Annotated in this window: 15 protein-coding genes; 6 read left to right on the top strand and 9 right to left on the bottom strand. The window is 61.7% G+C overall.

The annotated features are described in order from the left end of the window. Positions 1-18 precede the first annotated feature (18 nt). From purM to purB, 3 genes are all read right to left on the bottom strand, one after another. Positions 19-1062: a phosphoribosylformylglycinamidine cyclo-ligase gene (gene purM, locus C8D82_RS08315; RefSeq protein WP_165832935.1), complete on the bottom strand. Its 1044-nt coding sequence runs from the start codon at positions 1060-1062 to the stop codon at positions 19-21. 84 nt (positions 1063-1146) lie between these two features. Beyond that, positions 1147-2517, bottom strand: a complete 1371-nt coding sequence (uxaC, locus tag C8D82_RS08310) for a glucuronate isomerase (RefSeq protein WP_116883808.1) — start codon at positions 2515-2517, stop codon at positions 1147-1149. Between the two features lie 24 nt (positions 2518-2541). Then, positions 2542-3987 (bottom strand): adenylosuccinate lyase, encoded by a 1446-nt coding sequence (gene purB / locus C8D82_RS08305; RefSeq protein ID WP_116883807.1) that lies wholly within the window; start codon positions 3985-3987, stop codon positions 2542-2544. A 132-nt stretch (positions 3988-4119) separates the two neighbouring features. Between purB and C8D82_RS08300 the strand changes: the two genes are divergently transcribed. Beyond that, positions 4120-4482, top strand: coding sequence for a VOC family protein (locus C8D82_RS08300; RefSeq protein WP_116883806.1), 363 nt, complete (start codon positions 4120-4122; stop codon positions 4480-4482). Here the strand turns inward: C8D82_RS08300 and C8D82_RS08295 are convergent. Further along, positions 4451-5824 carry a bifunctional metallophosphatase/5'-nucleotidase gene (locus tag C8D82_RS08295; RefSeq protein ID WP_165832934.1) on the bottom strand — a complete coding sequence of 458 codons (1374 nt, stop codon included), beginning with the start codon at positions 5822-5824 and terminating at the stop codon, positions 4451-4453. The two genes, C8D82_RS08300 and C8D82_RS08295, sit on opposite strands and share 32 nt — an antisense overlap. 174 nt (positions 5825-5998) lie before the next feature. On the opposite strand from C8D82_RS08295, the gene C8D82_RS08290 reads away from it, so the two are divergent. From C8D82_RS08290 to pepF, 3 genes are all read left to right on the top strand, one after another. Further along, entirely contained in the window at positions 5999-6154 is a 156-nt protein-coding gene (locus tag C8D82_RS08290) for a small basic protein (protein ID WP_116883804.1), read from the top strand. 285 nt (positions 6155-6439) lie between these two features. Next, positions 6440-7435, top strand: a complete 996-nt coding sequence (locus C8D82_RS08285; protein ID WP_116883803.1) for a serine/threonine protein kinase — start codon at positions 6440-6442, stop codon at positions 7433-7435. 273 nt (positions 7436-7708) lie between these two features. Continuing rightward, complete coding sequence (gene pepF, locus C8D82_RS08280; protein ID WP_165832933.1) at positions 7709-9484, top strand: oligoendopeptidase F; 1776 nt, start codon at positions 7709-7711, stop codon at positions 9482-9484. Between the two features lie 110 nt (positions 9485-9594). On the opposite strand, the gene C8D82_RS21150 is transcribed toward pepF, so the two are convergent. The 4 genes from C8D82_RS21150 to C8D82_RS08265 form a co-directional block, all read right to left on the bottom strand. Continuing rightward, on the bottom strand, positions 9595-9738 hold the full coding sequence (locus C8D82_RS21150) for a hypothetical protein (RefSeq protein ID WP_165832932.1): 144 nt from the start codon (positions 9736-9738) through the stop codon (positions 9595-9597). Between the two features lie 556 nt (positions 9739-10294). After that, positions 10295-12031, bottom strand: coding sequence for an NADH-dependent [FeFe] hydrogenase, group A6 (locus C8D82_RS08275; protein ID WP_116883801.1), 1737 nt, complete (start codon positions 12029-12031; stop codon positions 10295-10297). Positions 12032-12051: 20 nt separating this feature from the next. Then, on the bottom strand, positions 12052-13896 hold the full coding sequence (locus C8D82_RS08270) for an NADH-ubiquinone oxidoreductase-F iron-sulfur binding region domain-containing protein (RefSeq protein WP_116883800.1): 1845 nt from the start codon (positions 13894-13896) through the stop codon (positions 12052-12054). A gap of 47 nt (positions 13897-13943) precedes the next feature. Continuing rightward, positions 13944-14474 carry an NADH-quinone oxidoreductase subunit NuoE family protein gene (locus C8D82_RS08265; protein WP_116883799.1) on the bottom strand — a complete coding sequence of 177 codons (531 nt, stop codon included), beginning with the start codon at positions 14472-14474 and terminating at the stop codon, positions 13944-13946. A 303-nt stretch (positions 14475-14777) separates the two neighbouring features. Between C8D82_RS08265 and C8D82_RS08260 the strand changes: the two genes are divergently transcribed. Both C8D82_RS08260 and C8D82_RS08255 read left to right on the top strand, forming a co-directional pair. Beyond that, entirely contained in the window at positions 14778-16106 is a 1329-nt protein-coding gene (locus tag C8D82_RS08260) for an MATE family efflux transporter (RefSeq protein WP_116883798.1), read from the top strand. Then, positions 16099-16545, top strand: coding sequence for a MarR family winged helix-turn-helix transcriptional regulator (locus C8D82_RS08255; protein ID WP_165832931.1), 447 nt, complete (start codon positions 16099-16101; stop codon positions 16543-16545). Before C8D82_RS08260 ends, C8D82_RS08255 begins: the two co-directional genes overlap by 8 nt. A 7-nt stretch (positions 16546-16552) precedes the next feature. Here the strand turns inward: C8D82_RS08255 and C8D82_RS08250 are convergent, their stop codons facing one another. Next, positions 16553-17392, bottom strand: a complete 840-nt coding sequence (locus tag C8D82_RS08250; RefSeq protein WP_133245113.1) for a lipopolysaccharide kinase InaA family protein — start codon at positions 17390-17392, stop codon at positions 16553-16555. Positions 17393-17601 lie beyond the last annotated feature (209 nt).

The following is a 17601-nucleotide window of genomic DNA, read 5'->3' as shown; positions in this document are numbered from 1 at the left end:
GTTGCGCGATGGTGCCGTTCAGCGGATCCGCACGTCCCGGTGTCCGGGGATGATCTCCCCGATGATGCCGGTGGTGAACCCCTTGCTGCGGCCGATTTCGACCGCTTCATCCGCCGCGTTGGCCGGCACGAACCAGACCATGCCGACGCCCATGTTGAAGACCCGGTACGCTTCGATCGGATCGACATGGCCCTTTTCGACCAGCACCTTGAAGATCGGCGGGATCGGCAGCACGTCGGTCTTGAAGACCGCCGTCACGTCCTCCGGCAGGATGCGCGGCACGTTGTCGTACAGCCCGCCGCCGGTGATATGGGCGATGCCGTCCAGCGCGAGGCCGCGCTCCTGCGCTTCGCGGATGGCCGGATAATAGCTGGTGTGCGGCTTGAGCAGCGCTTCGCCGACCGTTTCGCCGAGCTCGTCCAGATAGGTGCGCACGTTGTAGCTGCACTGCGAGAACAGGATCTTGCGCGCCAGGCTGAAGCCGTTGGTGTGCAGTCCGTTCGAGCCGAAACCGATTGCGACGTGGCCGGGGCGGATCTTCTCGCCGGTGATCATCTTGGATTTCTCCACGATGCCGGTGATCACGCCGACCAGGTCGAAGTCATTGCCGTACATGCCGGGCATTTCAGCGGTTTCGCCGCCGAGCACCGCGACGTTGGCGGCTTTGCAGGCGTCGGCGATGCCGGTCAGCACTTCCTCATAGAGGGGGCTGCGCAGCTTGCCGATGCCGATGTAGTCCATGAAGTAGACTGGTTCGGCGCCCTGCACGGCGATATCGTCAATGCAGTGGTTCACGATGTCGTGGCCGACGGTGTCGTACTTTTCCATCATCATCGCGATCATCAGCTTGGTGCCGACTCCGTCGATGCTGGAGACCATCACCGGCTCCTTGTATCTGGAGAGGTCGATCTGGAAAAGCCCGCCGAAACCGCCGACCGGAGCCAGCATTTCGGGACGCCGGGTCTGCGCGAACTTCCGCTTGACCTGGGTGAGCAGCTCGGTTGCCAAATCGATATCCACTCCGGCGGCCTTGTACAAATCGCTCTTTACTTCTACGCTCATTTCATTCCTCTGAAGAGATGGGTCCATTGACTGCGGCTTATGCCGTATATATTTTGAAAGGAATATACACTGCCGTATAAAAAATTACAAGTTCCAGAACGCCTTGGGACCGGAATAGCACATCCGCACCGCGAGGTCGGTCGCTACCTCTTCCGGGATCTGACCGCGCTCGACCATGTCGCCGATCACGTCGCTGAGCACCCGGCGGAACATCTCGAACCGGGAACCGTAGCTCAGCAGTTTGCGCGAGTCGGAAACCATGCCCGCGAAATTCGCCAGCGCGTCGATCGAACCGATGTATTCGAGCTGTCGGCGCATGCCGATCGGGTTGTCGTTGAGCCACCACGCCGAACCGAGCGACACCGTTTCGCCGAACGCGCGCGCCAGCGTCGCCAGCGACATCTGGTGGATCGCATCCATGCAGTACAGCACCACCTTGAGCTTGCCGTCGAAGCGGTTCAGCAGCGTCGCCAGCGGGCGGGTGTAGTCGATGAAGTGGCTGCTGACGTCGCCGCCCACGTCGGGCCCGAGCGCGTCGAAGAGGGTCTTGCGCACATCGCGCACCGCGCCGATATGGAGCTGGGTGACCCAGCCGGTTTCGGCGTTCAGGGCGGCCGCCTCCGCGAGGAAGGTGCCCATGTAGCAGTCGGTTTCCTCCTGCGTCAGCTCCTTGCCGGAGAGCGCTTTGCGGAACGCGGCGTCGGCGTCTTCAAAGCGGTAGTCGGCGCGCACCGGATATTCGATGCCGTGGTCGCTGGCACGGCAGCCGTGTTCGGCGAAGAAGTCGTGGGATTTCTTCGTCGCGTCGAGCAGGTCGGAGAGGGTTTCGATCTTCATGTCGAACCGCTTTTCGACCTGTCCGATATAGTCGCGCCAGCCCGGAGCGAAAATTTTCATCGCCTTGTCCGGACGCCACGTCGGACGGATCAGGGTGCGCCCGAACGCCTTGTTGGCGCGGTCGTGGTTTTCGAGGGTGTCGATCAGGTCGTCGGTGGAGCTCATCGCTTCGACGTTCAGCGGCCCGGTCAGCAGCGCCTGCGGGCGGAACGCGTCGGTCGCGAGCTTCGCGTTGACCTCTTCCCAGATTTTCGGGCCGTTCTCTTCGTTGAGCAGCAGGTCGATGCCGAAGTAGCGCCTGAGGTCGAGGTGGATCCACTCGTAGAGCGGATTGCCCGCCGTCTCCGGGAACACCTTCGCCATCGCGAGGAACTTGGATCTGGGATCGGCCTTGCCGGTGATCAGCTCTTCCGGCACGCCGCGTTTGCGCAGAAGCTCCCATACGTAGTGGTCGGTCGCGGCGAAGAGCTGCCACGCGTTGCTGTAACAGTTGTTGTCGGCGATCTCCTTCACGTCGGCGTGGTTGTGCGGGTCGATCACCGGCAGGTCCTTGACCGCGTTGAAGATGCGTTTGCCGGTTTCGTTGGTGATCAGGTAGTTGTCGTCCAGAAAAGCCATGATATCGATCTCCTCTCGTTCGGGTTATACGTTGACGGCGTCGGCGGAGGCGGCGTCCAGTTCGGCTTTGTATCTGCCGAGAATCGGGCGGATGCACTCGTTCAGGAAGTCCGTGACCTGTTCCGGCGCGCGTCCGATGAAAGTGGACGGGTCCAGCAGCGAATCGAATTCATCCCGGATGCACGCGAAGGCCGGATCGTTGCGGAGCCGGTCGAGCAGGTCGTTGTCGGCGCCCTCCTCTTTGACCCGCTTCGCGGCGGCCATCGAATGCGTGCGGATCACCTCGTGCAGTTCCTGCCGGTTGCCGCCTTTCTTGACCGCCGCCATCAGCAGGTTCTCGGTCGCCATGAAAGGCAGTTCCGATTGGATGTGGCGCCGGATCACATTGGGCCACAGCTGGATGCCGTTGGTGATGTTGATCAGCAGCGACAGGATGATGTCGGTCGCGAGGAAGCCTTCGGGCAGCACCAGGCGGCGGTTGGCGGAGTCGTCGAGGGTCCGCTCGAACCACTGGGTCGCCTCGGTCATCGCGGCGTTGCCGGGCAGGTTCATCACGTAGCGGGCCAGCGAGCAGACCCGTTCGCTGCGCATCGGATTGCGCTTGTAGGCCATCGCGCTCGAACCGATCTGCTTCTTTTCAAACGGTTCTTCGACCTCCTTCATATTGGCCATCAGCCGGATGTCGGTCGCCATCTTGCTGGCGGTCTGCGCGATGCCGGAGAGGATCGCCATCACGAAGTAGTCGATCTTGCGGGTGTAGGTCTGGCCGGAGACCGCGACCACGTTGGCAAAGCCCATTCCGGCGGCGACGTCGCGCTCCAGTTGGCGGCATTTCGCATGGTCGCCGTCGAAAAGTTCGAGGAAGCTCGCCTGCGTGCCGGTGGTGCCTTTCACGCTGCGGAACGGAATGCGTTCGATCTCCTCCTCGACCCGCTCGAAGTCGAGCATCAGGTCCTGCAGATAGAGGCTGAACCGCTTGCCGACCGTGGTCAGCTGGGCGGGCTGGAAGTGGGTGAAGCCGAGGGTCGGCATCGCGCGGTGCTCGTCGCAGAACGCGGCCAGCTGCGCCATCAGCTTGAGCAGTTTGCCGCGGATCACCTTCAACCCTTCGCGCATCTGGATCAATTCGGTGTTGTCGGTCACGAAGCAGCTGGTGGCGCCGAGGTGGATGATCGGCATCGCTTCCGGGCAAAGTTCGCCGAACACGTGGATGTGGCTCATCACGTCGTGGCGCAGCTCTTTTTCTTTGGCGGCGACTTTGTCGAAGTCGATGTCTTCGAGATGGGCGCTCATCTGTTCGATCTGGGTGTCGGTGATGTCCAGCCCGAGCTTCTGTTCGCACCGGGCCAGCGTCAGCCACAGCCGGCGCCAGGTGGAGTGTTTGTACTGGGGCGACCAGATGTAGCTCATCTCCTTTCCGGCGTAGCGGCCGGTCAGCGGATTCTGGTAGACGGTGTTGTCGGTATTCACGGAAACTCTCCCAAATCTGAAGTTTTCTTCGGCTTCGACGCCGAATTACGGTTGAATAATTCAAAAGCACAGCTTAATTATTAATGTAAAGCATGAAACGCCGTTTGGCAAGGCAAGTGGGAAAATATCTGTATGGAAATCCAACGTTTCGGCATTGTCGTGAAGGTCAACGATCTCGATGCGTGCCGCATCTTTTACCGTGAACTTTTCGCGCCGCTGCTTCCGGTGATGGACAGCACCTTCACCGTGGTGTTCGAGCTGGCGCCGAATCTGACCTTCTCTCTGGAAAAAAGCAATGCCCCCTATCTGGAGCACTCCTCCTGCGCGCAGGGTTGGAAATTCGACAGCGCCGACTTTGAATCGCTCCGCAGGCGGCTGGCTGCCGCCGGGTGCGAACTGGAGCCGGAACCGGATTGCCGCGATTCCGGCCTGTACTGGCGCGGCTGCGATCCCGAGGGCAATATCATTCTGGTGCGCCAGCTCGACGCGCTTTGAGATATTGTTCCACCGCATCGCGCTCGATCACCGGGAAGATGCGCCATCCGGTTTCCGGCCGGTCGAGCAGCGCACGCAGCGTGGCGCTTGAAACCAGCGTGTAGTCGGTGACGGCCAGCGTCAGTTGTCCCGGCGCGGCGGCAAGGCGCGGCTCCCGTTTGGCGGTGAATGTCAGGGAAATTCCGGAAAACGCCGGGAGCTGGTTCCATTTTCTGGCCAGTCCGGCCTGTTCTTCCAGAAACTGCCGCAGTTGTTCATGGCCGAGCCGTATGGTGCACAGGCGGCTTTCATAGGGCAGCAGCTGGAAAAGTCCGGCGCGGTCAAGCCGCCGGAATGGTTCGGACTGCGGCCGGTACATTGCGAAAAACGCGGCGTCGGCTCCGGTCGCCGCGCGGTACGCGTCAGCGGCAAGGCGGGAAAACGGGTGATCCCAGATGGTTTCCGCCGGAAATTCGACCGGTTCCGGGAACGTGATGACCTGCTCGGAGGCGTAGCGGTCGAAGCCGGAGCGGAATGGGCGCTGGGCGGCGGCAACCTCCGGATCGGGGAGGGGGCCGGGGCGCAGCAGCTCCGAATCGATCCGCAGGATGCGCCGGGTGCGGTCGTCGAGCGTGATCCGGATTCGTCCCGCCGCTTCGGCGAACCGCCCCGTCTGCACGAAATGGACGTGTCCGGCCCGTTCGCCGGGATGCTCCTGATGGCTGTGCCCGCCGACGACCAGATCGATTTCCGGGAAGCGGCGCAGGAAACTTCCCATGCTGCCGACCGAGGAGTAAAGCCCGTTGTGCCAGAACAGGATCACCACATCGGGCGCGGCGGCGCGGATTTCCGGCATGATCCGCTCCAGAGCGGTGTACGGAGCGTCGAACCGGCTGCCGTCGGCCGGCAGCATCCGGCGGGGCATCTTGGGATCGGAAAGGCCGATCACCGCTGTGGAAACGCCGTTTTTGCGGAACAGCTTCCACGGGATGCCGGAGAGTCCGTTCCAGCGCCATTCGCCGCCGAGCGTGGCGCCCCGGAAGCTCTCCGCCAGCGTGCGGAACCGGTCGAAGCCCAGCTCGAAATCGTGGTTGCCGGGAATCCAGCAGTCGAAGTTCAGTGCGTTCAGCGATTCGATCATGATCCTGCCGCCGGAGAATTGCGAAAGCAGCGTTCCCTGCGCGGTGTCGCCGACATCGACCCGGAGGACCGCGTCGCCGCCCTGCCGGAGTGCGCCGCCGAGCGCGGCAAGCCGGTCGGCGTGTCCGTGCAGATCGGTGGTGCAGTAAAGTTCAAGCTCGGCGCTCCGGGCCGGGATCAGGGCCGCAAGGAGCAGCAACGGCAGCAACAGAAGTTTCATCATGGGCGGAATGTACGTCCTTTTTCCCCGGCTTTCAACCGAAAACGCGGGAAATCTTCGATTTTTTTGATCGGGAAAACTTGACGATCCGCTTTTTTGAGGCATATTATATAAACGTGTCCGTTGTGGACGGCAGATAGTGAATTGATTCAATATTTAACGATAAGAGGTTGTAACATGTCTCAGCATCCGAGTCTCCGCGTCGGCGGCAAGATCCGCAAGATCCGCAATGTGATGAAGCGCTACGAGCGCATCGACGTCCTTCTGGCCGACGGCCGGATCAAAGAGGACAAGGTTCTGGGCCTGCCGAAGACGAAGCCGACCGAAATCTGAGCGAACGGTTTCGTTGACAAAGCGCGGAGTGAAGCAATGCTTCATTCCGCTTTTTGTTTTCTAAGGGAACGGTAAGAGGGCCGCGTGGCCTTTTGAACCCGCCCGGGCCGCCGGAGGCAAGTACCGCCGACAGAGCTAATAAACTGATGGATAATAACCCCGGTTTTGAGATTTTTGCGCAGTAAAAAGCTCGAAACCGTACCCGGCGCCGGCACCTTGCCGGTCTGGGGTCCCGGGGGCGAAGCGCCCCGGGCCGCCGGAGGCAAAGTACGGAAAGGGATTGGTATGAGTGAGCTGGGAAATTTTGATGCCCTGACGCCGGAGGTGATTTTCGATGCGGCCGAGGAGGCGCTGAACTGCCGGTTTTCCGGCGTGCTGATGCCGCTGCCGAGTTATATCAACCGGGTCTATGAGATGGAAAGCCGCGACCGGCAGCGGTATATTTTCAAATTCTACCGGCCGGGGCGGTGGAGCCGTGCCGCGCTGCTGGAGGAGCATCTGTTTACGCTGGAGTGCCTGGCAGCGGAAATCCCGGTGATCGCACCGTTGCGGCTCGCTTCCGGTTCCACGCTGGGGACGGCGGCGGACGGGACGTTTTACGCGGTGTTTCCGAAGCGCTGGGGGCGGGCGTTGGAGGCGGATGACGATTCCGATGTGTGGTTCCGGCTCGGTTCGCTGCTGGGACGGGTGCACACGGTGGGGGCGAAGCGTCCGGCGCGTCACCGGCTGCGGCTGGACCCGCGGGAAACCACCGTTTCCGAAGTCGCGCGCCTGTTGACCTGCGGCGTCGCTTCTCAGGCGGTGCTTCCGCAATTGACTGCGGTGCTGAAGGAGCTGCTGCGGCTGCTGTTCGCTGAATTTCATGCGGGTGAAGTGATCCGGCTGCACGGCGACTGTCACAAGGGCAATATTCTGGAGCGCCCCGGCGAGGGACTGATGGTCATCGATTTCGACGATATGGTTTCGGGGCCTCCGGTGCAGGACCTGTGGCTGCTGCTGCCGGGGCCGGTCGAGGAGTGCGGAGGGGAATTGGAGCGACTGCTGGCCGGTTATCAGCTGATCCGGGAGTTCGACCGGTCCGGTCTGCGTCAGATTGAGCTTCTGCGCGCGATGCGCATGATCTATTTTCTGGACTGGTGCGCGCGGCAGCGGCATGACTACAATTTTCAGGAACGCTATCCCAACTGGGGGACGGACGCCTTCTGGCGCTCCGAAACCGCCGCTCTGGCCGAGCAGCTGGGCCGGATCGCACGGTATGATCCCTGCTTCGGCCGAACGTGATGGGCGGTTATGGAAATGAGGCGGGGTTTGGGCTTGAATGTGGAGATAAATCTTTGCAATCCAAGTCATTATGCGTTTTTATGTTCCGCGATATAGGGACTCTCCTGAGGTATGCTGCGGCCCTTTCTCTCTGATTTCCATATAGTAGGAAGCCGGAATTTTTTTCCGGAGACCGGCCGGACAATTTTTCGGATATTCCGGCCACAGCTTGACTTTTGGCCGGACTTAAAGTACATTGACGGAAATCAGACCGACGTGAAGAAGGAGATGGTAATGATGATTTCTGAAAAACAGACCTGGGATCTTTCCCCGCTTTATTCCAGCCTCGAAGCCTGGGAGGCTGATTTCAACCGGATCAAACCGCTGGCCGAGGCGTTTCTGGCCTATCGCGGCCGCCTCGCCGAATCGGCGCTGGTGCTGAAAGAGGCGATCGAGGCGCTGGACGCCTTTGAGCGCCTCGGCGAAAAGGTCTATGTATTCGCCCACTTGCGCTCCGACGAGAACACCGCCGACAACGCCAACCGCAGCCGGGTGGACCGGGTCGAGGCATTGTTTGCGTCGCTGGCCGAAACCAGCGCGTGGTTCGATCCGGAAGTGATGGCGATCCCGGAAGAGCGGATGAATGCGTTCCTCGACGCTCCCGAGCTTGCCCTCTACCGGCGCAGTCTCGTCGAATTGCTGCGCGAAAAGCCGCACACCCTTTCCGAACCTGAGGAGCGGCTGCTCGGCACCCTCGGCGATGTGCTCGGCTATCCCGACAAGACCTTTGAAATCCTGAACGACGCCGACCTCGATTTCGGCAAGGTGAAGGGCGAATCCGGCAAGCCGGAGCTTCTGACCCACGGCAGCTACCGCAAGTTCCTTGAAAGCGCCGACCGCGAGGTGCGCAAACGGGCGTTCAGGAAGATGTTCGGCACCTACCGCAAGTTCCGCAACACCTTTGCGACCACGCTGGACGGAGCGGTGAAGCGACACGCCGTTTCCGCGAAAATCCGTCACTATCCCTCCTCGCTTGCCAAGTCGCTGGCTTCGGACAACGTGCCGGAGGCGGTGTACCGCAACCTGATTTCCACCGTCCATGACCACCTCGGCGGCTTTTACGATTACATGAAGCTGCGCCGGGAGGTGATGAAGCTCGACAAGCTCGATATGTTCGACATGTACAACCCGCTGCTGCCGGGCTGCCGCCGCGAATACAGTTTCCCCGAGGCGGTCGGACTGGTCCGGGAGGCGCTGAAGCCGCTCGGGGAGGATTACGCGAAGAATCTGGAGCTGGCGTTCACCCAGCGCTGGGTTGACGTGCCGGAGCGCAAGGGGAAGCGCTCGGGAGCTTATTCGAGCGGCTGCTACGACAGCTACCCCTATTTGCTGCTGAACTACAACCGCACGCTGAACGACGTGTTCACTCTGGCGCACGAGCTGGGCCACTCGATGCACAGCTTCTATTCGAACCGCACCCAGCCCTATCACTACGCGGGCTACAGCATCTTCGTCGCCGAGGTCGCCAGCACCACCAACGAAATCCTGCTCTTCGAGCATCTGCTGGAGAAGTCGGACGACCAGGAGTTCCGGGCATTCCTGTACGGTCACCTCGCCGATGAAATCCGCGGCACCATCTACCGCCAGACCATGTTCGCGGAATTCGAGCTGATGGTTCATGAGCTGGCCGAGTCCGGCGTGCCGCTCTCGGCCGACCTGCTGAACGAGAAGTATTTTGAACTGAACAAGCTCTACTACGGCCCCGAGGTGGAGGCCGACCCGCTGATCGCGGTCGAATGGGCGCGCATTCCACACTTCTACTACAACTTCTACGTGTACAAATACGCGACCGGCATGTCCGCCGCGATCAAGCTGGCCGAAAACCTCCGTTCCGGCGACCCGGCCAAACGGGAGGCCTATTTCGGCTTCCTGAAGGCGGGGGACTCCAAGGATGTGCTGGACATCATGAAAGACGCGGGAGTTGACCTGTCGACCCCCGCGCCGGTGGCCGCCGCGCTGGACTACTTCAGCGCCACGGTCGGCCGCCTCCGCGAAACCCTCGGCCTTTAGAGTTGATTAATCAACGCCGTGTGCAAGTTTTTCGAGTAGGGATTTCGCCTTCGGCGACCAAGGCGCTTCGCCCTTGGAACCCGACCGGCAAGGTGCCGGCGCCGGGTACTTTAGATCCGGGAAAACCGGAACGGTTTTCCCTCCGGGTGGGGGAGGCTCCGGTAGAGACAGGCAAGGTTATACAGGAGCGGCACACCGCTCCGGTCGGCGACCGCGTCGGCTTTTTTGCCGACGCCGCTGCCGCCGGAGGTCACGCGCGGAACCTCCAGATGCTGACCGGGTAATTGAAAAATACCCTGATGGAGGCTGTTAAGAGCTAATCTCCCATATAGGCAAGGCGAGGTCAGGCAACAATACAACTGGCACATCACAGGCAAGCATATCTTTGAGTACGAGCCTTACTGAACCTTGCCTGTATGAAAAGGTAGGGAGGGTTCAGCCTCCATGAGTGTAATTTCACATCATCCGGTTAACATCTGGAGGTTCCGCGCGTGACCTCCGGCGGCAGCAGGCGCAGGGAGTGCCCGGCGTCGGCAAAAAAGCCGACGCGGTCGCCGACCGGAGCGGTGTGCCGCTCAGGTACTTGCCTGCCTGTCCACAGTAGAGTCTCCCCCACCCGGAGGGAAAACCGTTCCGGTTTTCCCGGATCTCAAGTATTCGGCGCCGGCACCTTGCCGGTCGGGTTCCAAGGGCGAAGCGCCTTGGTCGCCGAAGGCGAAATCCCGAATCCGTTGTGAGCTTGCTTCATCAGTTAATAAACTCTCCCGGACCGACGGCTGTGCCGGTCCGGGGCTGATGCGCCGGCCGGAGCTATTTGCGGCGGTCGACATAGGCGGTGTGCAGCAGCTGGTGGGCGAAGTGGCTGCCGGGCTCCCCGAGAAATTCGGCGTAGAGACGCTGAATGGAGGGATTCCGGTGCGATTTGCGGACCGGCTGGGATTTGTCGTCCCGGTAGAGGGCTTCGAGGCGCTTTTGCAGGATGGTGGTGTCACCGTGGTGGTAGGGCTGGCCGCCGCCGTTCAGGCAGCCGCCGGGACAGGCCATGATTTCGATGGCCTGATAGTCGGCTTCCCCTTTCTGAATTTTCTCGAGCAGTTTGCGGGCGTTGCCGAGGCCGGAGCAGACGGCGACGTGCAGTTCGAGGCCGTTGATGTTCACGGCGGCTTCCTTGATCCCGTCGAGGCCGCGTACGCCGGTGAAGTCGATCTCCTGCAGGTCCTCTCCCGCGATCCAGTCGGCGGCGGTGCGCAGGGCTGCTTCGAGGACGCCGCCGGTCGCGCCGAAGATCACGGCGGCTCCGGTGGATTCGCCGAGCGGGGAGTCGTATTCGCCCTCTTCAAGCTGGTCGAACTGGATGCCCGCTTCGCGGATCATGTCGGCGAGTTCGCGCGTTGAGATCACGATGTCCACGTCGCGGATGCCGTCGCGGCTGAACTCCTCGCGGGCGGCTTCGTATTTCTTGGAGAGGCATGGCATCACCGAAACGACCGTCAGGTTTTCCGGGGCGATGCCGGCCTTCTGCGCGAAGTAGGTCTTGGTGATCGCGCCGAACATCTGCTGCGGCGACTTCGCGGTGGAGGGCATGTAGATCAGCTCCGGGAACTGGTGTTCGAGGAACTTGACCCAACCCGGGCAGCAGCTGGTCAGGATCGGCAGGTTTCTGCCGCTTTTGATCCGCTCGATCAGCTCGGTGGTCTCCTCCATGATGGTCAGGTCGGCGGCGAAGTCAGTGTCGAACACCCGGTCGAAGCCGAGCATCCGCAGCGCGGTGACCATCTTGCCGGTGCTGACCGAACCGGGAGGCAGGCCGAAGGCTTCGCCGATCGCGACGCGGACCGCCGGGGCGGTCTGGACCACCACGGTCTTGGCCGGGTCGTTCAACGCGCGCCAGACCGGATACTTATAGTCGATTTCGCTGAGCGCCCCCACCGGGCACGCCTGCACGCACTGGCCGCAGAACACGCATTCGGTTTCGGCAAGCGGTTTCAGCCCGGCCGGGGCGACCACCGCGTTGAAGCCGCGCCCGACGCCGGAGAGCACGCCGACGGTCTGGATCGCGTTGCAGGCGGTTTCGCAGCGGCGGCACATGATGCACTTGTCCAGGTCGCGGGCGATCGCCTGGCTGGAGAGGTCCTTGTTGTAGGTGGACTGCTCGCCCTTGTACAACAAATGGTGCAGGCCCATCTCCTGCGCGAGCGCCTGGAGTTGGCAGTTCAGGTTTTTCGGGCAGATCAGGCAGTCCTTCGGGTGGTCCGAAAGCAGCAGGTCGAGGATGGTGCGCCGGGCGTTGATCGCGCGCAGCGTGTTGGTGTGCACCTCCATCCCTTCCGCGGCCGGAGTGCTGCAGGCCGGGGCGAGGTTGGGCCGTCCCTTGACTTCGACCACGCAGATGCGGCAGGAGGCGCTGCGGTGATCGACGTGAAAGCAGTCCATTTTGAAGTGGCAGAGGGTTGGGATTTTGATTTCGAGCTTCTCCGCCGCTTCAAGTATGGTGGAACCGGGAGCGACGCTGACCGGCTGTCCGTTGATTTTCAGATTGATGTTCATATCGGCAAAACTCCTGTAATTCAATGTTTTTCCACCGCGTGGAATTTGCAGGTCTGGAAGCAGACGCCGCACTTGATGCAGCGGGACTGGTCGATCCGGTGCCGCATCTTGCGTTCGCCGCTGATGCAGTTGACCGGACAGCGGTGGAGACAGAGTCCGCAGCCGACGCAGCGGTCGGAGATTTCGTACCGGATCAGCTTCGCGCAGACTCCCGCCGGACAGCGGGAGTCCTTCACATGGGCGAGGTATTCGTCCTCGAAGTTCGCCAGCGTCGACAGCACCGGATTCGGCGAGGTCTGGCCGAGCCCGCAGAGCGCGGTGTCCTTGATCGTCGCCGACAGGGTTTTCAGCCGGTCGATCACGTCAAGCGAGGCGCGCCCTTCGGTGATCTCGTTGAGCATCTCGTACATGCGGCGGTTGCCGATGCGGCAGGGAGTGCATTTGCCGCAGGATTCGTCGAGGGTGAATTCGAGGAAGAACTTCGCGATGTTGACCATGCAGTCGTCCTCGTCCATCACGATCATGCCGCCGGAGCCCATCATCGAGCCGATGCTTTTGAGCGCCTCGTAGTCGATCGGCAAATCGAGGTTGGCCGGGGTGATGCAGCCGCCGGAGGGACCTCCGGTCTGGACCGCCTTGAAGGCGCGGCCGTTCTTGATGCCGCCGCCGATGCCGAACACGATGTCGCGCAGCGTCGTTCCCATCGGGACTTCGACCAGCCCGACCTTGGCCACCTTGCCCGCCAGCGCGAACACCTTCGTGCCGGGCGAGCCGGCGGTGCCGAGCGAGCGGAACCACTCCGCTCCTTTGCGGACGATCGCGCCGACGCAGGCGTAGGTTTCGACGTTGTTGACCACGGTCGGCTTCTTCCACAGCCCTTCGACGGCGGGGAAGGGGGGCTTCACGGTCGGCTCGCCGCGTTTGCCCTCGATGGAGTGGATCAGCGCGGTCTCCTCGCCGCAGACGAACGCGCCCGCGCCGTACTTGATTTCGATCCTGAAATCGAAGCCGCTGTCGAAGATGTTCCGGCCGAGCAGTCCGAGTTCCTCCGCCTGCCGGATCGCGATTTCGAGCCGCCTGACCGCCAGCGGATATTCGGCGCGGATATAGATCACGCCGGTGTGCGCGCCGATCGCGTAGCCGCCGATCGCCATCGCTTCGAGGACGGTATGAGGATCGCCTTCAAGCACCGCCCGGTCCATGAAAGCGCCGGGATCGCCCTCGTCGGCATTGCAGATGATGAACTTCTCTTCGGACTTCTGGTCGGCGGCGAACTGCCACTTGCGGCCGGTCGGAAAACCGCCGCCGCCGCGTCCGCGCAGGCCGGAGGCGGTGATCAGGTCGATCACCTGCTGCGGCGTCATCTGCGTGACCGCCTTCGCCAGCGCGGCATAGCCGTCGTCGGCGAGATACTCCTCGATATTCTCCGGATTCAGCCGGCCGGTGTTGCGCAGCACGATGCGCGCCTGCGGTTCGCCGGGCTTCGCGGTTTCGAATTCCGGGTAATACCAGTTGCGTTCGAGCGTGCGCGTGCCGGGGGCGATCGAGGAGGTTCCGGCGGCGAGGATCGCCGGAACCTGCTCCGGCGTCACGTCGCCGTAGATCAGCTTTTCACCGGTGGCCTCGTCGGCCAGCATGATCACCGGTTCGGCGTGGCAGAGGCCCATGCAGCCGACTTCACTGACTTCGATCGCGTTTTCAAGATTGCGTTCGGCGATCTCCTGGTGGATCGCCTTGAGCACGGCGGCGGTTCCGGCGGCGATGCCGCAGGTTCCCATCGATACGAGCAATTTGATCGGCTTCCGGGGCCGGGATTTCAAAGCGGCGGCGTTTTGCGCCAGTTCTTCGGGTGAAGTGATTTTCATTGACAGAACTCCAGTCGATTCCATGGTTGTTTTTCCGGCCTGCCGGTTCAGTCGGCGCAATCCTGCAGGATGTCGGCGACCTTTTCCGCGGTCACGTTGCCGTAGACCTTCTCGTTGACCATCACCACCGGGGCGAGGCTGCAGGCTCCGACGCAGCGCAGCGCGCCGAGAAAGAACTTGCCGTCGGGAGTGCTTTCGCCCTCCCTGATCTCCAGCCGGCGCTTGAATTCGTCGAGCACCTTCGGCGCGCCCTTCACGAAGCAGGCGGTCCCGGTGCAGACGTTGATCTTGTAGCGGCCGATCGGCTGGTCGATGAAGTAACTATAGAAGCTGATCACGCCGTAGACTTCGGCGCGGGAGATATTCAGTCTGGCGGCGACGAAGCTCTGCACCTCTTCGGAGAGGTAGCCGAACAGGTGCTGGGCGCGGTGCAGAATCTGGATCAGCGATCCCCGCCGCCGGTCCGGGTTGTCCCCGACCTGCAAGGTCCCGATGTACCGTTCAAGCTCGTCGAACTTCTGTTGTTCTTCCGGCGGCCGGGCCACGGTCCCGGATGCGTTCCGGCAGTTGCAGCACATATCTTCCCTCCTTCGTGAAAATTGAAAAAATCGATTCGGAGCAGGACGCCCGACTTCGTTCTTTTTATACTGAATAGCGCCAAAGTACCCGATTTCAAGCGGAAATTCAGCCGTGAAAACACTTTTTACCGCTTTTTTATTTTTGTCGTAACTTCCTTACGCTCAATCGATAAAAAGTTATCGATCGATAGTCGGAAGCTCCGCGCGGTTTCACGGCGGGAAGCAGGGAAAAGGGAAACTTGAAAAATAGTAAAAATGATGTATAGTAAATGAAATTTATTATCCAATAAAGGAGTATTTTCCATGAGCCGCGATTTGAAACTGTTTATCCGCTACATCACTCCGTCCATGGCGGGCATGCTGATTGCGGGGCTGTACAGCATCGTCGACACCTTTTTCATCGGCAAGGCGGTCGGAGCCGTCGGGCTGGCGGCGGCGGCGCTCACCTGGCCGGTGGTGATGCTGTCGGGGGCGCTGGGGGATATGATCGGCACCGGTGCGGCGATTCTGCTGTCGCAGGAGCGGGGCGCCGGGAACCATGCGACGGCGAACCGGGCGTTCTGCTGCATGATTCTGGCTGAAATCGTGGTCGGAGCGCTGTTCGCGGCGCTGCTGATTCCGGTGCTGCCGGCGGTGCTGCGGGGGTTGGGAGCGACGCCTGAGCTGTTCGGCGGGGCGTACCGGTACTCCCTGATCCTGGTCAGCACCTCCATGCTTCCGATGCTGGCGATGGGCTGCATCGCGGTGATGCGCAACGACGGGCAGCCGGTGCTGGCGATGTGGCTGGTGGTGGTCGGGCTGGTTTCAAACATCATACTGGACTATTTGTTTATCTTCCCCTTCGGCTGGGGACTGGCGGGAGCGGCGGCGGCCACGGCGATCGCCCAGTCCCTGACGGTGGTGTTCGGAGCCTGCTACTTCCGGAGCGGCAGGACGGCGCTGCGGCTGACGCTTGCCGGACTGCGCCCCGACTGGAGGATTCTGGGAATCTGCTTCCGGAACGGCATCCCGACGCTCGGGGCACAACTGTCGATCATCGGCATGCTGCTGATGCACAACTACCAGTCACTGCGCTATGCGGCGGTGGCCGGGCTGGCGGCTTATTCGCTGATCGCCGCGATCGAATCGATGGGTTCGATGCTGATGACCGGCCTGGCGGCGGGTGTGCAGCCGCTGGTCAGTTATTTTCACGGGGCGCGCAAGCACCGGCGCAAGCTCCGGCTCGGTTATTACGGGTTGTGGACCGGCTTCGGGCTGGGCGTGGTGATGATGATCGTTTCGATTGCCGGATACCGTATTTTTCCGGCCTGGTTCGGGTTGGACGGAAACGTGGCGTCGCTGGCCGGCCGGGGGCTGCTGATCAGTGCGCCGACCTTCCTGCTGCTGGGGGTGGTCCGGGTAGGAAGCTACTACTTTCAGTCCAGCGGCAGGCTTGCCGCGGCTTCCGTGCTGATTTATGGAGATACCTGCCTTGCATTGCCGCTTTGTCTGTTTATATTACCGTTATGGCTGGGAATCGACGGAGTGTGGGCGGCCATGCCGGTGTCGCGGGTGCTGCTCTTTGCGGTGCTGGCCTGCTACTGGCACCGGTTCAATTGGAAAGGCAAACAAAGGGAGCTGGCGAATGCCTGACGGAAAAGCGAAGCAATATCTGGCTGAATATCTCGAATTGTGGCACGTGACCGATGCCGCCTACAGCAAACTGCTGAAGCGGTGGAACCTTTCGCTGAATGCGCTGTGGGTGATCGATCTGCTGTACCGCCACCCGGAAGGGGTGGAACCGGCGGTGATCGCGGAATTGACCCATACGCTGCGGCAGACGGTGACCGTAGTGCTGAACGACCTGGAGGAGCGCGGCTGCCTGTACCGGGAGCCCAACCTGACCGACCGCCGCCGCAAGCGGATCAGGCTGACTCCGGCCGGGCGGAAGTTCTGCGGCGAAGTGCTGGAGACGGTCGGCCGGATCGAATTGGACTGCATCGCGGAAATGAACGAGGAAGAGCAACAGCAGCTGATCCGCCTCTCCCGGCGGTTCTGCGCTAATCTGGCCAGGGCGGTTGAAGCGGAGTGACCGGAGTTTATTGCCCGTTGCCGAATGCGTTGCGCAGCGTCGGGTCGCTGCTGCGGCGGCGGAAGTTGCGCATTGCTCCGAACAGCTCCGGGAGGGTGAAACCGCATTCCGGATTGTGTTTCAAATAGCAGTTCAGCAGTTCTTCGCCCTCCTCGGGGAGAAGCTGCAGGTCTTTCAGCAGCGTGTAGAGGTCGAAGGCGATTCCGGGCTTCATCTGGCTGGGGAGGCGGAACCGGCCGCGCGCCATGTCGATCCAGAAAATCTCCATTTCCCCGGCGGCGTTCTCCCGCCACAGGATGTTCCGCGGGTGGAAGGCCTTGTGCAGAAAACCGCGCCGGTGGATCTGCGCGAGATAAGGCATGTTCCGTTCCCAGAACTGCCGTCTCCGGGCGGTGTCCTCCCGGAGGTTCCCGCCGCACATGAAATCCCGGCCATCGCGGGCGCCGGGGATGAATTCCGTGACGATGAAGAAGCTTTTCAGGTTGAAAAGGCGGCGGCTTTCCCCGATGGCGAGGATGCGGGCCGCGGGGATTCCGAGCCGGTACAGCAGCTGGTAATTGCGGTGTTCGCGCGCCGCCTGGGAAAGCTGGAACCAGTAGCGCCCCGATTTCGGGGTGCTGCAGGATTTGTAGACCACGTTCCTCCCGCCGTATTCGGGAGGCAGCTGGATGTGCCAGACCTGCTTGCCGTTATGGTCCGAGAGCAGATGGCGGCGGTCGAAAAGGGCCGGATTGCGCCGGAGGTACTCCAGTCCTTCCGTAAAGTCGGGCGTCGACCAGTTCCGGTGATAAAGGAACCAGAACGGCAACCAGATGGGAATGGCTTCGGCCGGTGATATAATCCGCATATCCAAACTGTAAAATTTTTACCGAACCGTGTCCGCTCCGGCCGGACCGGCGAATCCCCCGGGAAAGCGTTTCCCGCCGTGATGGCGGCTGTTGCTCCCGGAGACGAACTGCGGCTGGTCCATGATTGAAAACCGTCCCGCCGGCGAATGGACCGGACGGCGGGATTCCACGCGGTTAACATACTTCATTCCGGCGGAGATTGCAATCG

Source organism: Victivallis vadensis (genome assembly GCF_003096415.1).
Taxonomy (GTDB): domain Bacteria; phylum Verrucomicrobiota; class Lentisphaeria; order Victivallales; family Victivallaceae; genus Victivallis; species Victivallis vadensis.
This window is presented reverse-complemented; position numbering and strand designations above follow the sequence as displayed.